Source organism: Pandoraea anapnoica (genome assembly GCF_902459765.1).
GTDB classification, from domain to species: Bacteria; Pseudomonadota; Gammaproteobacteria; order Burkholderiales; family Burkholderiaceae; genus Pandoraea; species Pandoraea anapnoica.
Map to the genome: position 1 here is coordinate 522,456 of NZ_CABPSP010000002.1, position 14,055 is coordinate 536,510.

General features: G+C 63.8%; 14 protein-coding genes. 6 read left to right on the top strand and 8 right to left on the bottom strand.

Annotation, left to right across the window (positions count from 1 at the left end; genetic code table 11):
- The first annotated feature begins 30 nt into the window (after positions 1 to 30).
- The 4 genes from PAN31117_RS05455 to PAN31117_RS05470 all read left to right on the top strand — a co-directional run bounded on the left by PAN31117_RS05455 (position 31) and on the right by PAN31117_RS05470 (position 2,740).
- Positions 31 to 465, top strand: coding sequence for a diacylglycerol kinase (locus PAN31117_RS05455; protein ID WP_069343105.1), 435 nt, complete (start codon positions 31 to 33; stop codon positions 463 to 465).
- A 141-nt stretch (positions 466 to 606) separates the two neighbouring features.
- Positions 607 to 1,275: a TetR/AcrR family transcriptional regulator gene (locus PAN31117_RS05460; RefSeq protein WP_150737286.1), complete on the top strand. Its 669-nt coding sequence runs from the start codon at positions 607 to 609 to the stop codon at positions 1,273 to 1,275.
- 3 nt (positions 1,276 to 1,278) lie between these two features.
- Positions 1,279 to 1,875, top strand: coding sequence for an LOG family protein (locus PAN31117_RS05465; protein ID WP_150737287.1), 597 nt, complete (start codon positions 1,279 to 1,281; stop codon positions 1,873 to 1,875).
- A 292-nt stretch (positions 1,876 to 2,167) separates the two neighbouring features.
- Positions 2,168 to 2,740 carry a DUF2062 domain-containing protein gene (locus PAN31117_RS05470; RefSeq protein ID WP_150737288.1) on the top strand — a complete coding sequence of 191 codons (573 nt, stop codon included), beginning with the start codon at positions 2,168 to 2,170 and terminating at the stop codon, positions 2,738 to 2,740.
- A 23-nt stretch (positions 2,741 to 2,763) separates the two neighbouring features.
- Here the strand turns inward: PAN31117_RS05470 and PAN31117_RS05475 are convergent, their stop codons facing one another.
- Positions 2,764 to 3,384, bottom strand: a complete 621-nt coding sequence (locus PAN31117_RS05475) for a DUF924 family protein (protein ID WP_150737289.1) — start codon at positions 3,382 to 3,384, stop codon at positions 2,764 to 2,766.
- A 47-nt stretch (positions 3,385 to 3,431) separates the two neighbouring features.
- Positions 3,432 to 4,163, bottom strand: coding sequence for an alanyl-tRNA editing protein (locus tag PAN31117_RS05480; protein WP_150737290.1), 732 nt, complete (start codon positions 4,161 to 4,163; stop codon positions 3,432 to 3,434).
- A gap of 287 nt (positions 4,164 to 4,450) precedes the next feature.
- Here PAN31117_RS05480 and PAN31117_RS05485 point away from each other — a divergent pair, with 287 nt between their 5' ends.
- Both PAN31117_RS05485 and PAN31117_RS05490 read left to right on the top strand, forming a co-directional pair.
- A complete protein-coding gene (locus PAN31117_RS05485; protein ID WP_150737291.1) occupies positions 4,451 to 4,957 on the top strand; it encodes a tetratricopeptide repeat protein in 507 nt (168 codons plus the stop codon).
- 39 nt (positions 4,958 to 4,996) lie between these two features.
- Positions 4,997 to 5,842 carry a hypothetical protein gene (locus PAN31117_RS05490; RefSeq protein WP_150737292.1) on the top strand — a complete coding sequence of 282 codons (846 nt, stop codon included), beginning with the start codon at positions 4,997 to 4,999 and terminating at the stop codon, positions 5,840 to 5,842.
- A 16-nt stretch (positions 5,843 to 5,858) separates the two neighbouring features.
- On the opposite strand, the gene PAN31117_RS05495 is transcribed toward PAN31117_RS05490, so the two are convergent.
- The 6 genes from PAN31117_RS05495 to PAN31117_RS05520 form a co-directional block, all read right to left on the bottom strand.
- Positions 5,859 to 6,314: a group II truncated hemoglobin gene (locus PAN31117_RS05495; RefSeq protein ID WP_150737293.1), complete on the bottom strand. Its 456-nt coding sequence runs from the start codon at positions 6,312 to 6,314 to the stop codon at positions 5,859 to 5,861.
- Between the two features lie 100 nt (positions 6,315 to 6,414).
- A complete protein-coding gene (locus tag PAN31117_RS05500; RefSeq protein ID WP_246188921.1) occupies positions 6,415 to 8,973 on the bottom strand; it encodes an ABC transporter permease in 2,559 nt (852 codons plus the stop codon).
- Positions 8,960 to 9,556 carry a DUF4126 domain-containing protein gene (locus PAN31117_RS05505; protein WP_039402874.1) on the bottom strand — a complete coding sequence of 199 codons (597 nt, stop codon included), beginning with the start codon at positions 9,554 to 9,556 and terminating at the stop codon, positions 8,960 to 8,962. Before PAN31117_RS05505 ends, PAN31117_RS05500 begins: the two co-directional genes overlap by 14 nt.
- 309 nt (positions 9,557 to 9,865) lie before the next feature.
- Positions 9,866 to 10,183 (bottom strand): quaternary ammonium compound efflux SMR transporter SugE, encoded by a 318-nt coding sequence (sugE, locus tag PAN31117_RS05510; protein WP_150737294.1) that lies wholly within the window; start codon positions 10,181 to 10,183, stop codon positions 9,866 to 9,868.
- Positions 10,184 to 10,357: 174 nt separating this feature from the next.
- On the bottom strand, positions 10,358 to 11,068 hold the full coding sequence (gene kdpE, locus PAN31117_RS05515; protein WP_039397601.1) for a two-component system response regulator KdpE: 711 nt from the start codon (positions 11,066 to 11,068) through the stop codon (positions 10,358 to 10,360).
- Positions 11,061 to 13,901 carry a DUF4118 domain-containing protein gene (locus PAN31117_RS05520; RefSeq protein ID WP_150737345.1) on the bottom strand — a complete coding sequence of 947 codons (2,841 nt, stop codon included), beginning with the start codon at positions 13,899 to 13,901 and terminating at the stop codon, positions 11,061 to 11,063. The genes kdpE and PAN31117_RS05520 overlap by 8 nt, the downstream gene beginning before the upstream one ends.
- Positions 13,902 to 14,055 lie beyond the last annotated feature (154 nt).

Genomic DNA, 14,055 nt, shown 5'->3' on the forward strand with positions numbered 1-14,055 from the left:
AAGAGCCCGTTGCGGCGAGGAACCTGACGCTTGTTCATCGATCACCCGCCGCCACGCGACAAACAACCGAATCCATACAAGGGCAACCGGGGCGTCATGCGCGCCTGGCGCGCCCTGAAGTACTCGCTGTCCGGATTCAAGTTTGCCGTGTTCGAGGAGAGCGCCTTCCGCCAGGAACTCGCGCTCGCCGCCATTCTTCTGCCCGCCGCGATTTTCCTGCCGGTTACGGCCGTCGAGCGCGTACTACTGATCGGCTCGATCCTGCTCGTGCTCATCATCGAGCTGGTCAATTCGAGCATCGAGGCCGCCATCGACCGTATTTCGCTCGAACGACACGAACTGTCCAAGCGTGCGAAGGATTTCGGCAGTGCCGCCGTGCTGGTCGCGCTCGGCCTGTGCCTTCTCACCTGGGCCTCGCTCGCCGGTCCGGTCATTGTGGAGCTCGTACGTACGGCATTTTTCTGATATCGCTCGTCACCCCGGGTTGCAGGCTTGGCAGCGTCCGACTGCCGGGTATAATCGTTCGCCGTATACCCAATACTCAACTCATAAACGCAAGCGGAGAACCTCCTTCGCCGAGCTTGCCGCTAACCGGGGCCGACAGACATGGAAGCAAAGCCGCCACGCCGAACCCGCGAACGAATTCTCGAAGTGTCCCTGCGACTCTTCAACGAAATCGGCGAACCGAATGTCACCACCACCACGATTGCCGAGGAGATGAAGATCAGCCCCGGCAATCTGTACTATCACTTCCGCAACAAAGACGACATCATCAACAGCATCTTTGCGCAGTTCGAGCAGGAAATCGAACGTCGCCTGCGGCTGCCCGATGATCACAAACCCACGCTCGACGAAGTCTGGACGTATCTGCAATACATGTCCGAATTTCTGTGGCGTTTTCGTTTCCTCTATCGCGACCTCAACGACCTGCTCGCGCGCAACCGCACGCTGGAGACGCACTTCAAGCAGATCGTCGGCCACAAGAAGCGTTTTGCACGCGAGATGTGCGACCTGCTCGTGGCCGATGGCGAAATGGAAATCACGCCGGAGCAAATTGAGATCGTGACCACCAATATGGTGGTGTTGTCCACGTACTGGTTGTCCTATCAATTCGTGATGAACCCGCGCAAGTACAACGATCCTGAAGAAATCGGCGCAGGGCTGCATCAATCGAGCTATAACATCCTTTCGCAAATGGCGCCCTACCTCAAGGGCAAGTCGCGCGAGCTGTATGACAAGATGGCTCGGGAATCATCATCCAAGGGAGTGCAGTAAGGCATGTCGTCGGAAGTCAAATCCATTTGCATCTACTGCGGGGCCGCAACCGGCGCTCGCCCCGAGTACGCAGACGCGGCCCGTGATCTGGGTCGTCGCATGGCCGACGCTGGCATCCGTCTCGTGTACGGCGGTGGCAAGGTCGGCCTGATGGGCATCATTGCCGACGCCGTGCTCGCGCATGGCGGCGAGGCCATCGGCGTCATTCCGAAGGCATTGATGGAGAAGGAAGTCGGCCATACCGGGCTGACGGAACTCCACGTCGTCGAGAACATGCACCAGCGCAAGCAGATGATGGCCGACCTTTCGGACGCCTTCATCGCCATGCCCGGCGGCATCGGTACATGCGAAGAGCTGTTCGAAGTCTTCACCTGGCTGCAAATCGGCTATCACGCGAAGCCCATCGGCTTGCTCAACGTCGAGAACTACTACGATCCGTTGCTGGTGTTCCTCAAGTCGATGGTGACCGAACAGTTCCTCAAGGCGCCGCAACTCGATCAGTTGCAGATCGCAGCATCGCCGGAATCGTTGCTGGAGACAATGCGTCACTTCAAGCCGTCGCAGGTCGATCGCTGGGCGCATCAACGCACGCAGATCTAAGCAGTCGCTTCGTTGCCTTTTGCTTCATCGCTGCGCGGCACGACCGTCGCGCAGCACCTTCTCTTTATCTCCCTTCCCTGCCGCAGCCTCCCCCCTCCCAAAGCAGAGATCGGCCGGACCCACGTGCCTGGATGTCGTGCTTTTGGCTGTCAGGCGATCTCCTCCCACGCCAAACGGCGCGATTGAACTCTCCACGTCTCCGACACTCAGACATCCGTTGCATGCGGACCTTTGCGTGCACGCCCGCCGTTCTGCCCGCCTGGGTCAACACCATCCGACGAGCAACCTACCCATGATGTTAAAGATGCTCCGCCCGATGCGGCTGCTGCGATCCCGCTGGCTGCGTCCGCATGCCAGCCTGCTGTTGCGCCGCAGTCTGTGGCAAGCCACTCCGCGTGGCGTGGCCATCGGACTGGCGTGCGGTGTCTTTTTCGGGTTTCTGATTCCGGTGGCGCAAATGCCGGTGGCGATTCTCGTCGCAGCCTTTCTGCGCGGAAATCTCTTTCTGGCGACGATGGGCACGCTGATTACCAATCCGCTCACGGTGCCGTTCGTCTATTTCGGGGCGCATCATGTCGGACGCTGGATGCTTGACTGGTCCCCCAAGGCCGAGATCGAAGCGACTGTCGCGGCGGCCACGCAGGCCGGTGAGAGCTTCTGGACGCAATTACTGAATTTCGACTTCGGCACCGCGACGTTGCATCTCGGTACCGGTCTGGCTGCCTTTGCCGTCGCGGGCGGTGTGCTGGCGTACGTCATCGGCTTCTTTTCGATCCGGTGGCATCAGCAACGTCAACTGGCAACGCCGGTGGGTTCGCGCACCTCGGCAGCCACGGCGGCGGTGAGAAACCCGCCGCGCGGCTGACTGCACGCCCCCACCTCCGCAGATCAGAACGACGAGCCCGGCTCCTTGAGGAAAGCGATTTCCTCCGGCGTCGAGTCGCGTCCCAACGCCGCATTACGATGTGGATATCGACCGAATCGCTCGATGATGACGGCGTGTCTGCGCGCGTAATCGAGGTTATCGACGAGGCCCGACGTCTGCGCCAGTTGCTCGTAGAGTGCCAGCGACATGTGCTGGCTTTCGAGCGACTCGTCGTGTTCGAACGGCAGATAGACGAACACGCGATGCTGCGCAGTCGGCAGCCGCTGATCGTCACCCGCCTCAACGAGGCGACGCGCCACTGCTAGCGCCTGCGCATCGCCCGCGAATGCTTCGCCACGATGCCGGAACAAATTGCGCGAGAACTGATCGAGCACCACGATCAGCGCACAAGCGCCGAGCGGTGTTTGCGCCCAGTCGCTCAATTCCCCGGCAACCGCCTGCGCGTGGATCTCACCGAAGCGGGTGCGAATCTCCTCGTCGAAGGCATCCGATTTGCGGAACCACTCGGGACGTGCCATCCCATAGACCTCAGCGTCAGGCGTGCCGAACCAGAAGTCGAGCACCGCCTGCCAGGGTTGCAACGGTTGGGTTTGCGAAAGAATGTCTGCTGCCGGGCGTGCCATCGAGGATCCTGAGGTGAGCGTTGGGAGATCGCCCGATGATGCCAGACTCAGGCGAATGCCAACACCACCCGACGGGTGCGCGACGTCTTCTTCTCGATCTTCGACACGCGCAATGCGCCGATCTCCGCCGTGTTGCCCACGTGCGTGCCGCCGCATGGCTGCAAGTCGATGCCTTCGATGCGCACGAGTCGCACGCGGCCCAGCCCGACCGGCGGCTTCACGCTCATCGTCCGCACGAGTTCCGGGCGCTCTGCCATCTCTTCGTCGCTGATGCTGTCGATCGCGACCGGACGTGCCGCCGCCACGAGCGCCGCCAATCCGGCTTCTACCGTCTCACGCTCAATCGGTTCGTTCGTCACGAAGTCGAGCCGCGCGTATTCCGTGGTGATGCTGCATCCGTCGACCGGGTGCGGCAGCACGGCGCACATCAGGTGCGACGCGGTATGAAACCGCATATGACGGAAGCGTCGCTCCCAGTCGATTTCCGCCTGAACGACATCGCCGACCGACAGTCCGGCCAGTACGTGGCCCTGCCCTTCGGCGGGTACGTGCACGGCATCGTCGGGCGTCGCGCCTTCGTGTTTCGACTTGCGGGTGTCTGCGATGGTCAGGCGCGTACCGTCGGCAAGCACAAATGCTCCGGCGTCACCGGCTTGCCCGCCACCGAGCGGATAGAAGACGGTGCGATCGAGCATGATGCCCGTGTCGTCGATATGCGTGATGCGCGCCTCGCATTGGCGCAGATAGGCGTCTTGTCGGAACAGCGCTTCGGTTGTCATACGGTCTCCTTTGGGAACGGGACATGTTCGCGCGACTCCCACCCCGCTGGCAAGACACAATCCCGTGCGCCGACGCCGGTACGGTCGTGCCCGCGCGCGATTCAGCGCCCTCCACCGCCATCAGGCAGTTCCTCGTGCTTATCCCAATGCGGCCCACTTTGGTCCGTGACCAATGTGACCTCATAGGCTGCGCCCCAACCCGGCGCCGCGTTTGTGACTTCTCGACATCGATTGTCCCGGGGCAACAGCCCGCCGCTTTGGCTCGCCGCATATTACGGACGATCGCAATGACGCGATCGCACTTTGAAAGGAACGACGCCATGACGAGACCCCCTCTTGCCCGTCCACGGGCCCCCTCTCCTGCTGCGACCGCTCATCATCGGGCTCAAGCCTTGTCGTCCTCGGCCCCCGTCTCCCACATCAGCTGCGCGGTGGATTCGCAAGCGCTCGCGCATGCATATGCCCTGTACGCCTCGAACGATCTGGAAGGGGCCGCCCGCGCGTTCGCCGCGATTTGCCGCGCGCTCCCCGATCACACCGCCGTATACAAAGCCTTCGGCTACGTGCTTTGCCAGCTTGGCGATTTCGAACAGGCGATCGCGCCACTGATGGTGGCGATCTCCCGTGAATACGGCAATCCGGAACCGCTCTACTTCGCCGCGATCTGCATGCAACGCACGGGCGACCCGCAAACCGCGCGCGAGATGGCAACCGACGCGCTGGACATGGCCCGCTGCGCGCATGACAACACAGACCTGCGCACGCGACTGACACGTCTGCTGGACGCGCTGTGATCCCCGCTTCTTTCAACAACGTTCAATCCCTCCAAATCGATGCCAAGTACCCAACCGAACACCTACGTCACACACACCAACGCCTCGAGTGCCCACGCCAGCGGCACGCCCTTACCCGGTGGGGACAACGCCGCCGTGAGAAAAGACGCGGCGAACGCCCTCGCCCGACTTTCCGACATCTCGAACTCATTAAGTGAGATGGCACCTTCGCCGCCTGCGGTCGGGCGCTTTACGGCGTTGATGCACCACGTCGGTAACGCTGCATTGAGCATCAGTGCACTGGGTGTCGCCAGCCTGAATACGGTGAAGGAAACGTACGAGTGCAGCACGCTATCCAGCGCGCACAAAATTTCGTTGAGTACTGCTGCGGTCGCATCGTTGTCGAGCGTGATGGATCTTGCGGTGGCGGTCGGCAAGTACTGCAATCCCGAGTCGACCACGTCGCAGATCATGAATACGGCATGGTTTGCATCTGCCGGAAAACTCCTCGGTTCGAAGCATATCGAGACCTACGGCGGGAAATATCAGACGGCGCTACTGGGCGCGTCGATGATGCTGTTCTTCAATCGGGCGGGCCAGATCGCAGGCGAGCACGACGCGCAGCACGAACACGACGACGCCGTCACGCCGAACTCGCTGGGCTTGCCCGCGCTGTCGTCCGCACCGCAGACCCTCGCACAGGAGATCGATGCGCTGCAAAGCTGCATCGGCTTTGCCGCCACGGCTTATCGGGCCTTCGGGAATATTGCGACGACAGCGGTCATCGACTGGATGAGCGCGAGAGAAGCAAAACGCAATATGGATGTGGTCGAGCGCCAGCTGAACTACGAAGACCCGTTCGGGACCGAGGGGAAGTTCAGGCTTCGAGATGCCGACGCGGCTTAACGTGGGTTAACGCGGCTTAGCCCGCCTTATTCCGCATCCAGTCGGCCGTGCCGTAGAACGCCTGCATCAGGCGTTCCTGCAACGCGCCTTCCACATGGATGTCCTGCATGGCGAGCGCCATGCAGCGTAACCACTGGTCGCGCTCGCTCGATGCGATCGGGAACGGCAGATGGCGCGCGCGCAACATCGGGTGGCCGAACCGTTCGATGTAATGGTTCGGCCCGCCAAGCCAGCCGCACAGGAACCAGAAGAGTTTGTCGCGCGAGCCGTCGAGCGACGCCGGATGCATCGCGCGAATGCCCGCAAATTCGGACTCAAGGTCCATCAGATCGTAGAAACGATCGACGAGTTCGCGCACGCGCGCCTCGCCGCCGAGCAGGGAAAAGGCCGTCGGCTGTGCCGGCGTGTCTTGCGTTTCGTCAGCTGCCGCAGCAGCCTGACGGGTGTTTTCGGAGGAGTTTTCGGTCGTCATGGGCGATATTGTGCCCGAGGCCCAAGGCGTCTGCCACGGACGGCGTCTCGAAAAAGACAGCGGGTGAGCGCGGCACTTTGCCGCGCTCGACAGCTCACCATCACACGTCGCGCAACGTGCGCACCGCCGACTGACGCAATACCGCGCGCAAACCGCTCCAGCCACCAATCAGCGCACACAGAACACCCGCGCCGATCCCGAGCACAGGTAGCCACGGATTGAACGTCAGCGCGAACTCGAAGACGTAGCGCGCCAATGCCCAACCCAGTGCGCCCGCCCCCAACGCTGCGAGCAGCCCGGCCAATGCACCGACCGTCACCAGCTCCGCCAGATGCACGTCGCGCAACTGTCGCGACGATGCCCCCAGCGCCCGCAAAATGCCACTCTCGCGCATGCGTTCGTCACGCGTACCGGCCAGCGCGGCGTACAGCACCAGCACCCCGGCAGCGAGCGTGAAGAGGAAGAGCGCCTGCACTGCGTCGATGACCTGCGACAGAATCTGCTGTATCTGCGCCAGCAATGCGCCTGTGTCGATCACGGTGACGTTGGGGAACTGACGCACCAGCGCATCCGCCACGCTCTGCTGATTCGGCGCCAGATGGAACGACGTAATCCACGTCATCGGAAAATCGCGCAGTGCGGCGGGCGGCATCACCACGAAGAAATTCACACGCATCGATCCCCAGTCGAGCTTGCGCAAGCTCGTGATCGGCGCGTCGATGGTCTGCCCCGTCACTTCGAAGCGCAGCGTGTCGCCGAGCTTCAGGCCGAGCGTCTTCGCGATGCCCTCTTCCATCGAGATCTGCGGCTTGTCGGTTTCGCCGTACCACTGGCCCGCCGTCACACGGTTCCCATCAGGCAACGCCGACGTGTACGACAAATTGAATTCGCGCTCGGCAAGGCGACGCGCGCGCTCCTCGGTGTAGCTTTCTCCCGTCACCGGCTTGTCGTTGATGGCCGTCAGTCGCGCACGGATCATCGGCGAGAGCTGAACATCGGGCAGACCGGCCGCGTGAAGTTGTGTGAGCACCGGCGCGTCCTGCCCCGGCTGAATGTCGATGACGAAACGGTTCGGCGCGTCCGGCGGACTCGAATGCTGCCAACCTGCGACCAGATCGTTGCGCGTCACCGCCAACAGCAGCAACGCCATCAATCCCAGCCCCAACGCCACCACCTGCAAGGCGCTGCCGAGACCTCGGCGGCGCAACCCCGCCACCGCATACCGCCAGCCGATGCCGCCTATCGCGCCACCGGCGGCCCCCGTACTGCGCGCCCAAGCCGCAAGACCGCGAATCGCCAACCAGGCCAGCACGCCGAAAACGATTGCGCCGACGACGAACCCACCGGCCACCAGCGCGCCCAGACGCAGATCACGCGCCGCGAACAGCAATAACGCGCCGAACGCCAGCGCGCTTGCGCCGTATGCAAGCCATCCCTGACGGCGCGCTCCACCCACTACGTCGCGACGCAGCACGTGCAGCGGGGCCACTTCCGAGAGCGGCAACAGCGGCGGCAACGCAAAGCCCAGCAACATCACGAGCGCGCTTGCCAGACCGAACGCAGCGGGTCGCCACGTCGGCGCAGGCAGCCCCGCCGGAATCACGTCGCCGAGCTGCGCCAGCAGCACCCAGTGCGCCGCGTAACCGAGCACGACGCCGAGCACGCCGCCGATCAGACCGAGACCGATGAATTCGAGTGTCACCATGCCGCGCAAGGCCCGGCGCGGCAGACCCAGACAGCGCATGACGGCGCACGCGTCGAGATGGCGCTCGCTGTACCGGCGCGACGCGATGCCCACGGCCACCGCCGCAAGCACAGCGGCGAGCAGTGCCACGAGCGAGAGGAAGCGCTCGGCGCGATCGAGCGTCTGCCGCACTTGCGGCTGCCCGTCTTCCAGCGATTCGAGGTGAACACCGCGCGTCTGCTCTGCCGCCGGACGCGCCCATGCGGTGAACTTGCCGACCTGCGAGTCGGTGCCCGCCACCAGCAGACGGTAGGTGATGCGACTGCCGAACTGCACGAGGCCGGTCGACGGCAATTCGTCGAAGCGCATCATCACGCGCGGTGCGAGCGAGCCGAAGCCGTAGCCCCGATCCATCTCACGAGTAATGACGGCAGCGATGCGCAGCGTGCGGTTGCCCACGCGGATCGACTCGCCGGGTTTGACGTGCAGCGCATCAAGCAGCGCAGTGTCGACCCAAACTGTACCCGGCGCGGGAATGCCGTCGGCTGGTGCGTCCGGTGTATTGGCCCCGGCATCGGGGGCAACGCGCACGCGGCCGCGCAACGGATAACCGTCGCTCACCGCCTTGAGCGACGAGAGGCGGCTCGCGGCTATCTGACCGCCCTCGCCTCCCCCGCCCGTCGCACTGGCCATGCTGGGGAAATTGGCGATGACGGCTGTCGATAGCCCGTCGGCCTGCGCCTGACGGGTGAATTCGGGTGCCAGAGGCGCGTCGCTGCGAACGACGAGATCGGCAGCGAGCATCTGGCGTGCGTCGCGCTCAAGCCCGCCCTGCATCCGATCTGAGAGAAAACCGACGCTGGAAAGGGCACCGACCGCCAGCAACAATGCTACGAGAAGCAGATGCAACTCGCCCGCGCGCCAATCGCGCAGAAACATCCGCCAGGCCTGGCGGGCAACTTCAGTGAACCCCATCGTTCCTCAATCCTTTAACCCGCGCCAGTAACGAGCGCCAACCGCGCCAGACGCGCGGCAACCACCACCAAGCCAACACGACGAACAGCAACAACATCAGGAGAAAAACGGCGGGAAGGAAAAACGCCAGCGCCAGTCCGCCCACCGTGGAGACATCTTCGCCGGCTGAGGCCGCGACATTCGAGAAAGGTTCCGGCGACGTGTTGATCAGCGCACGACTGCCCGCCTTGGCCAGATGCGCCGTGCCTGCCAGCGCGCCGCCCGCCAGTCCGGCCAGCACGGTCACGGCCGGATCGGTCTGACCCAGCGCCGCCGCGCCAAGCACGATCCCCGCCGGAATCCGGATGAAGGTATGCACGGCGTCCCACGCGCTGTCGACAAAGGGGATCTTGTCCGCGAAGAACTCGATGGCGGCCAGCACGCCCGCTGTGGCAATCACCCATGTCGACGCCAGCACGGCGAGCGTTGGTGGCAGGTGCAACCACCCGAAACGCGCTGCCAGACCCGCGCAGAACACCGTCAGGTACAACCGCAGGCCGCTGCCCCAGGACAGCCCTGCGCCGAGCGCAATCGATTCAAGCATGGTGACCTCGCTGCCGCCGACATGACGGCGTCGCACGATCACGCGTCGCGCACTGCCGACGCGGTAACAGCCCACCCGCCCCCCCGCCGGATATCGATCCATTAACGCCGTCCAACCACCCGGCATCTGCCCGACATCCGCCCCAAATGTGACCGATGAGTAACTCGACTGTTACCGCGCCATTATGCCGCGCGTTGCGGCAACGCACCACCGGTGACTTGAAAGGCCCCTGCGGCGCGTACGGGCGCAGGATTAGCGCCGTTGGCAGGCCTGGAACAGCGGCGGCCTGACGTCGCTATCACGCCACCATCACGCCGCCGTCAGCTTCAGTCCGACCAGCCCGGCAAGAATGAGCGTGACGCTCGCGATACGGGCGGCGGACGCCGACTCGCCGAACAGCATGATCCCAAGGACGAACGCGCCGACGGCGCCGATGCCCGTCCAGATGGCATAGGCGGTGCCAAGCGGCAACGTGCGCACCGCGAGAGCCAGCAGCCAGACGCTGCCAACCATCGACACAATCGTGAATACGGAGGGGACGAGACGCGAAAAACCTTGCGTGTACTTGAGCCCGACGGCCCAGGCCACTTCAAGAAAACCGGCACAAACCAGAAGAATCCAGGCCATGACTGACTTCGATGAAAGATCGGGGTCGTCCCCGGAGAAAAGAGAACCGCTTGCCGGGTCGTCCCGGCAATGGATTCCATCGAAGGTCAATCGAATTGCGGCTGAGCGCCTGACACCCCGGACGGAACAGGGGCGATTTTAGCAAAACAGGCTGACCGACGTCGGCCGACGACCTCAACCGTTGGCGTCCACCTCAAGCCGGTAGCCCACGCCCGTCTCCGTCAGGATGTGTTGCGGCTGTGCGGGGTCGGCTTCCAGCTTCTGCCGCAGGTGCCCCATGTAGATGCGCAGGTAGTGATTGCTCTCGACGTGCGACGGCCCCCACACTTCCTTGAGCAACTGACGGTGCGTGAGCACCCGCCCCGCATGGCGCACGAGCGTGACCAGCAGTCGATACTCGATGGGCGTCAGGTGCACCGGTTCGCCCGCACGCGTCACCTTGCGACGTGCAAGATCGATGTTGATGTCGCCGAACGAGAACGCTTCGTCGAGCGTCTCGGAATTGCCGCCCCGATGATGCCGTCGCAGTTGCGCCCGAATGCGCGCGAGCAGCTCCGACACCCCGAACGGCTTCGTCAGATAATCGTCGGCGCCGACATCGAGTGCGACGACTTTCTCCGCTTCCTCGTTGCGCGCCGACAGCACGATGATCGGCATGTCGGTCCAGCTGCGGACTTCGCGAATGACTTCCACACCGTCGATATCCGGCAAGCCGAGATCGACGATCAGCAAGTCGGGCTTGCGCGTGGCCGCCTCGACCATGCCCTGCCGTCCGGCTTCCGCCTCGTGCACGACCATGCCTTCGGCTTCGAGCGACGTGCGCAGAAACCGCCGGATCTGGCGTTCGTCCTCAATCACCACGATGTTGATGGTCGGTTCACTCATGTTGTTTCGTCACGTTTGCGTCAGGTGCGTCAGCCGCAGGTCCCACATCGCCGGTCGGGTCGAGGGATAACGCCGAATCGCCGGACTCGGCTACGCCGTCATCGATCCCTTCCACGACGTCGGGCGCCACAGGCGGCGTTTCCATCGGCAAGGTGAATATGAAACGCGCCCCGTGGCCGTCCGGGACATTGGTGGCATGGATTTTACCGCCGTGTGCTTCCACAATGGCGCGGCAAATCGCCAGCCCCAGGCCGATGCCGGGCTTGGCCGACTCCTTCTCGCCACGCATGAATTTCTCGAAGATACGGCCTTCCATGCCTGCGGGCAAACCGGGACCGTCGTCGCTCACGCTCACTTCGACTTCCTCACCGAGCACACGTGCCGCGATTTCGATGTGTGAGCCCACAGGCGAATACTTCGCAGCGTTCTCTAGCAAATTGGTAAAGAGGCGCTCCAGCAGCACCGCATCGAAACGCAGTAACGGCAGATCGGCAGGCAAGCGCGTCGTCACTTCGTGATCGGCGAGCACACGACGGCAAGCACGCAGCGACGTGCCCACCACTTCCTCCAGCATCTGCCATTGACGATTGAGCTGAACGCCACCGCCTTCCAACTTCGCCATGTCGAGCAGATTCGTCACGAGCCCCGTCATGCGCTGTGCTTCTTCATGAATGGCGTCGACGAGATCGATACGCAGCGGCCCGGGCGTCTGCGCGTTGCGACTGAGCATGCTCGCAAAGCCGACGATGGACGTGAGCGGCGTGCGCAAGTCGTGCGAGATGGCGGAGAGCAGCGAATTGCGCAGGCGTTCCGACTCCATCGTCACCAGCGCGTCCTGTGCGATTTCGACGTAGTGCACACGCTCCAGCGCCAATGCAATTTGCGCCGCAAACGTATCGAGCAGACGCTGCTGTTCCGGCGTGCCGATTGCACCGCTGCCCGACTCGGGGGCGACGACCAGCACCCCGCGCGTGCGCATCGGCGCGCGCAGCGGCAGATAGTAGGCGTTAGATCCGGGCAGCGTATTCGTCCCCCGCCCCGCCGCCTGCTGACGGTCGTACACCCACTGTGCGACATCCGTATCGATATGGGCGGGCATCGTCTCTTCCCGGGCATTCTCCACCGGCTGCCGCACACTGCTCTGGCTATCCGGCAGCAACAACGCCACGCGCGCCTGAAACACTTCGCGCACGTGACGCGAGCCAATCTCGACGATCTGCGGCGTCGTGAGCGCCGCTGCCAGTTCGCGCGCCATCGCATACACCGCGCCAGTGCGCCGCTCCCGCCAGGTGGCAAGACGCGCCTGAAACCGCAAGCTCGTCGTGAGGTGGCTGATAACCAGCGCGACGGTCAGCATGACGGCAAACGTCAGCAAATACTGGGTGTCGGAGACCGACAGCGACATCTTCGGCGGCACGAAGAAGAAATCGAACGCCACCACCGAGAGGAACGACGCAAGCACCCCCGGCCCACGCCCCAGCCGCATCGCGGCGACGATCACGCCCAGCAGATACAGCATGGCGATGTTGGCGAGATCGAGGAACGATGTCAGTTCGGCCGCCGCCAGCGACACTGCGCCGCAAATGCCGACGGCCCACGCATATGCCCGCCACGGGCCACCGACGAGTCCCAGTTCCGGGGCCGTCTCGAACCAGTCGCGCCAGTCGCCGCGCACCACCCGGTTCTCGGCCGACCGGTCGCCCGCAGCCGGCCCGATCAGCACCACGTCGACACCGCGTGCGTGACGCAGCAATTGTTCATGCAACGGCGTGTGCGCCGTCCACCAGCGCCGCGCACCGCTCGCCCCGACCACCAGCTTTGAGACGTTGCGCATCTGTGCATAGGCCAGCAGCGTCGTCGCGGCTTCCGACCCGTCCAGGGTGAGCGTTTCTGCGCCCAGTTCGTGCGCCAGTTTGAGCGTGGCATAGACGCTCTCGCGACGGGCCGTCGCCTGTCGCAAAATCGCAGGCGTTTCCACGTGCACGGCCAGCCAGTCGGCGCGCAGACTCGCCGCCAGTCGCGCGGCCGCGCGCACCAGCGCCACGCCCTCCGGTCCCGGCCCGATTGCCACGAGCAAGCGCTCGCGCGCCTGCCAGACCTGACTGATGGACTGGTCCGCACGATATTCGCGCATCTGCGCGTCCACGCGGTCGGCCGTGCGGCGCAAAGCCAGCTCGCGCAGCGCAATCAGGTTGCCTTTGCGGAAGAAGTTACGCACGGCGCGCTCGGCCTGCGCGGCCATGTAGACCTTACCCTCCCGCATGCGTTCGAGTAGCTCGTCGGGCGGCAGATCGACCAGCTTCACTTCGTCCGCCAGATCGAACACGCGGTCGGGAATCGTCTCCCAAACGCGGATACCGGTAATCTGGCCGACCACGTCGTTAAGCCGTTCGAGGTGCTGCACATTGAGCGTGGTGTAGACGTCGATGCCTGCGTCGAGCAGTTCGTGCACGTCTTGCCAGCGCTTGAGGTGCCGCTCGCCCGCCACGTTCGCATGCGCGAGTTCGTCGACGAGTGCTACAGCCGGTTTGCGCGCGAGCATGCCATCGAGATCGAACTCACGCAGCACACGGCCGCGATACTCGACCGTCTTCTGCGGCAGGACTTCCAGCCCTTCGAGCAGGCGCGCCGTTTCTTCCCGGCCATGCGTCTCCAGCACACCGACGACCACATCGGTGCCCTCATCGCTCAACTTGCGGGCGGCTTGAAGCATCGCAAATGTTTTGCCCACGCCTGCGGAAGCGCCGAAGAATATCTTCAGGCGGCCGCGCCGCTCGCGCGCTTCGTCGCGTTGCAGCTTGCCAAGCAATTCGTCGGGATCGGGGCGTTCCATGCCAGCCATCGGGTCAGTCCACTGTGAAAGCGCGAGCCACGCCGCCCGGCGTCACCTTCGGGCGGCAAACTGTCATCGGTTGCCCGATGAAGCAAAAAAACGCGGCACGCGCAGGGCGTGCCGCCAATCTACCGCAGGCCGACGGGCAAAACCA

Coding starts and splice junctions, on each gene's coding strand:
- PAN31117_RS05495 (WP_150737293.1), bottom strand. CDS start 6,314: ATGACGACCGAAAACTCCTCCGAAAACACCCGTCAGGCTGCTGCGGCA.
- PAN31117_RS05500 (WP_246188921.1), bottom strand. CDS start 8,973: ATGGGGTTCACTGAAGTTGCCCGCCAGGCCTGGCGGATGTTTCTGCGC.
- PAN31117_RS05480 (WP_150737290.1), bottom strand. CDS start 4,163: ATGACAACCGAAGCGCTGTTCCGACAAGACGCCTATCTGCGCCAATGC.
- PAN31117_RS05460 (WP_150737286.1), top strand. CDS start 607: ATGGAAGCAAAGCCGCCACGCCGAACCCGCGAACGAATTCTCGAAGTG.
- PAN31117_RS05475 (WP_150737289.1), bottom strand. CDS start 3,384: ATGGCACGCCCGGCAGCAGACATTCTTTCGCAAACCCAACCGTTGCAA.
- PAN31117_RS05485 (WP_150737291.1), top strand. CDS start 4,451: ATGACGCGATCGCACTTTGAAAGGAACGACGCCATGACGAGACCCCCT.
- kdpE (WP_039397601.1), bottom strand. CDS start 11,068: ATGAGTGAACCGACCATCAACATCGTGGTGATTGAGGACGAACGCCAG.
- PAN31117_RS05470 (WP_150737288.1), top strand. CDS start 2,168: ATGATGTTAAAGATGCTCCGCCCGATGCGGCTGCTGCGATCCCGCTGG.
- sugE (WP_150737294.1), bottom strand. CDS start 10,183: ATGGCCTGGATTCTTCTGGTTTGTGCCGGTTTTCTTGAAGTGGCCTGG.
- PAN31117_RS05520 (WP_150737345.1), bottom strand. CDS start 13,901: ATGGAACGCCCCGATCCCGACGAATTGCTTGGCAAGCTGCAACGCGAC.
- PAN31117_RS05490 (WP_150737292.1), top strand. CDS start 4,997: ATGCCAAGTACCCAACCGAACACCTACGTCACACACACCAACGCCTCG.
- PAN31117_RS05505 (WP_039402874.1), bottom strand. CDS start 9,556: ATGCTTGAATCGATTGCGCTCGGCGCAGGGCTGTCCTGGGGCAGCGGC.
- PAN31117_RS05465 (WP_150737287.1), top strand. CDS start 1,279: ATGTCGTCGGAAGTCAAATCCATTTGCATCTACTGCGGGGCCGCAACC.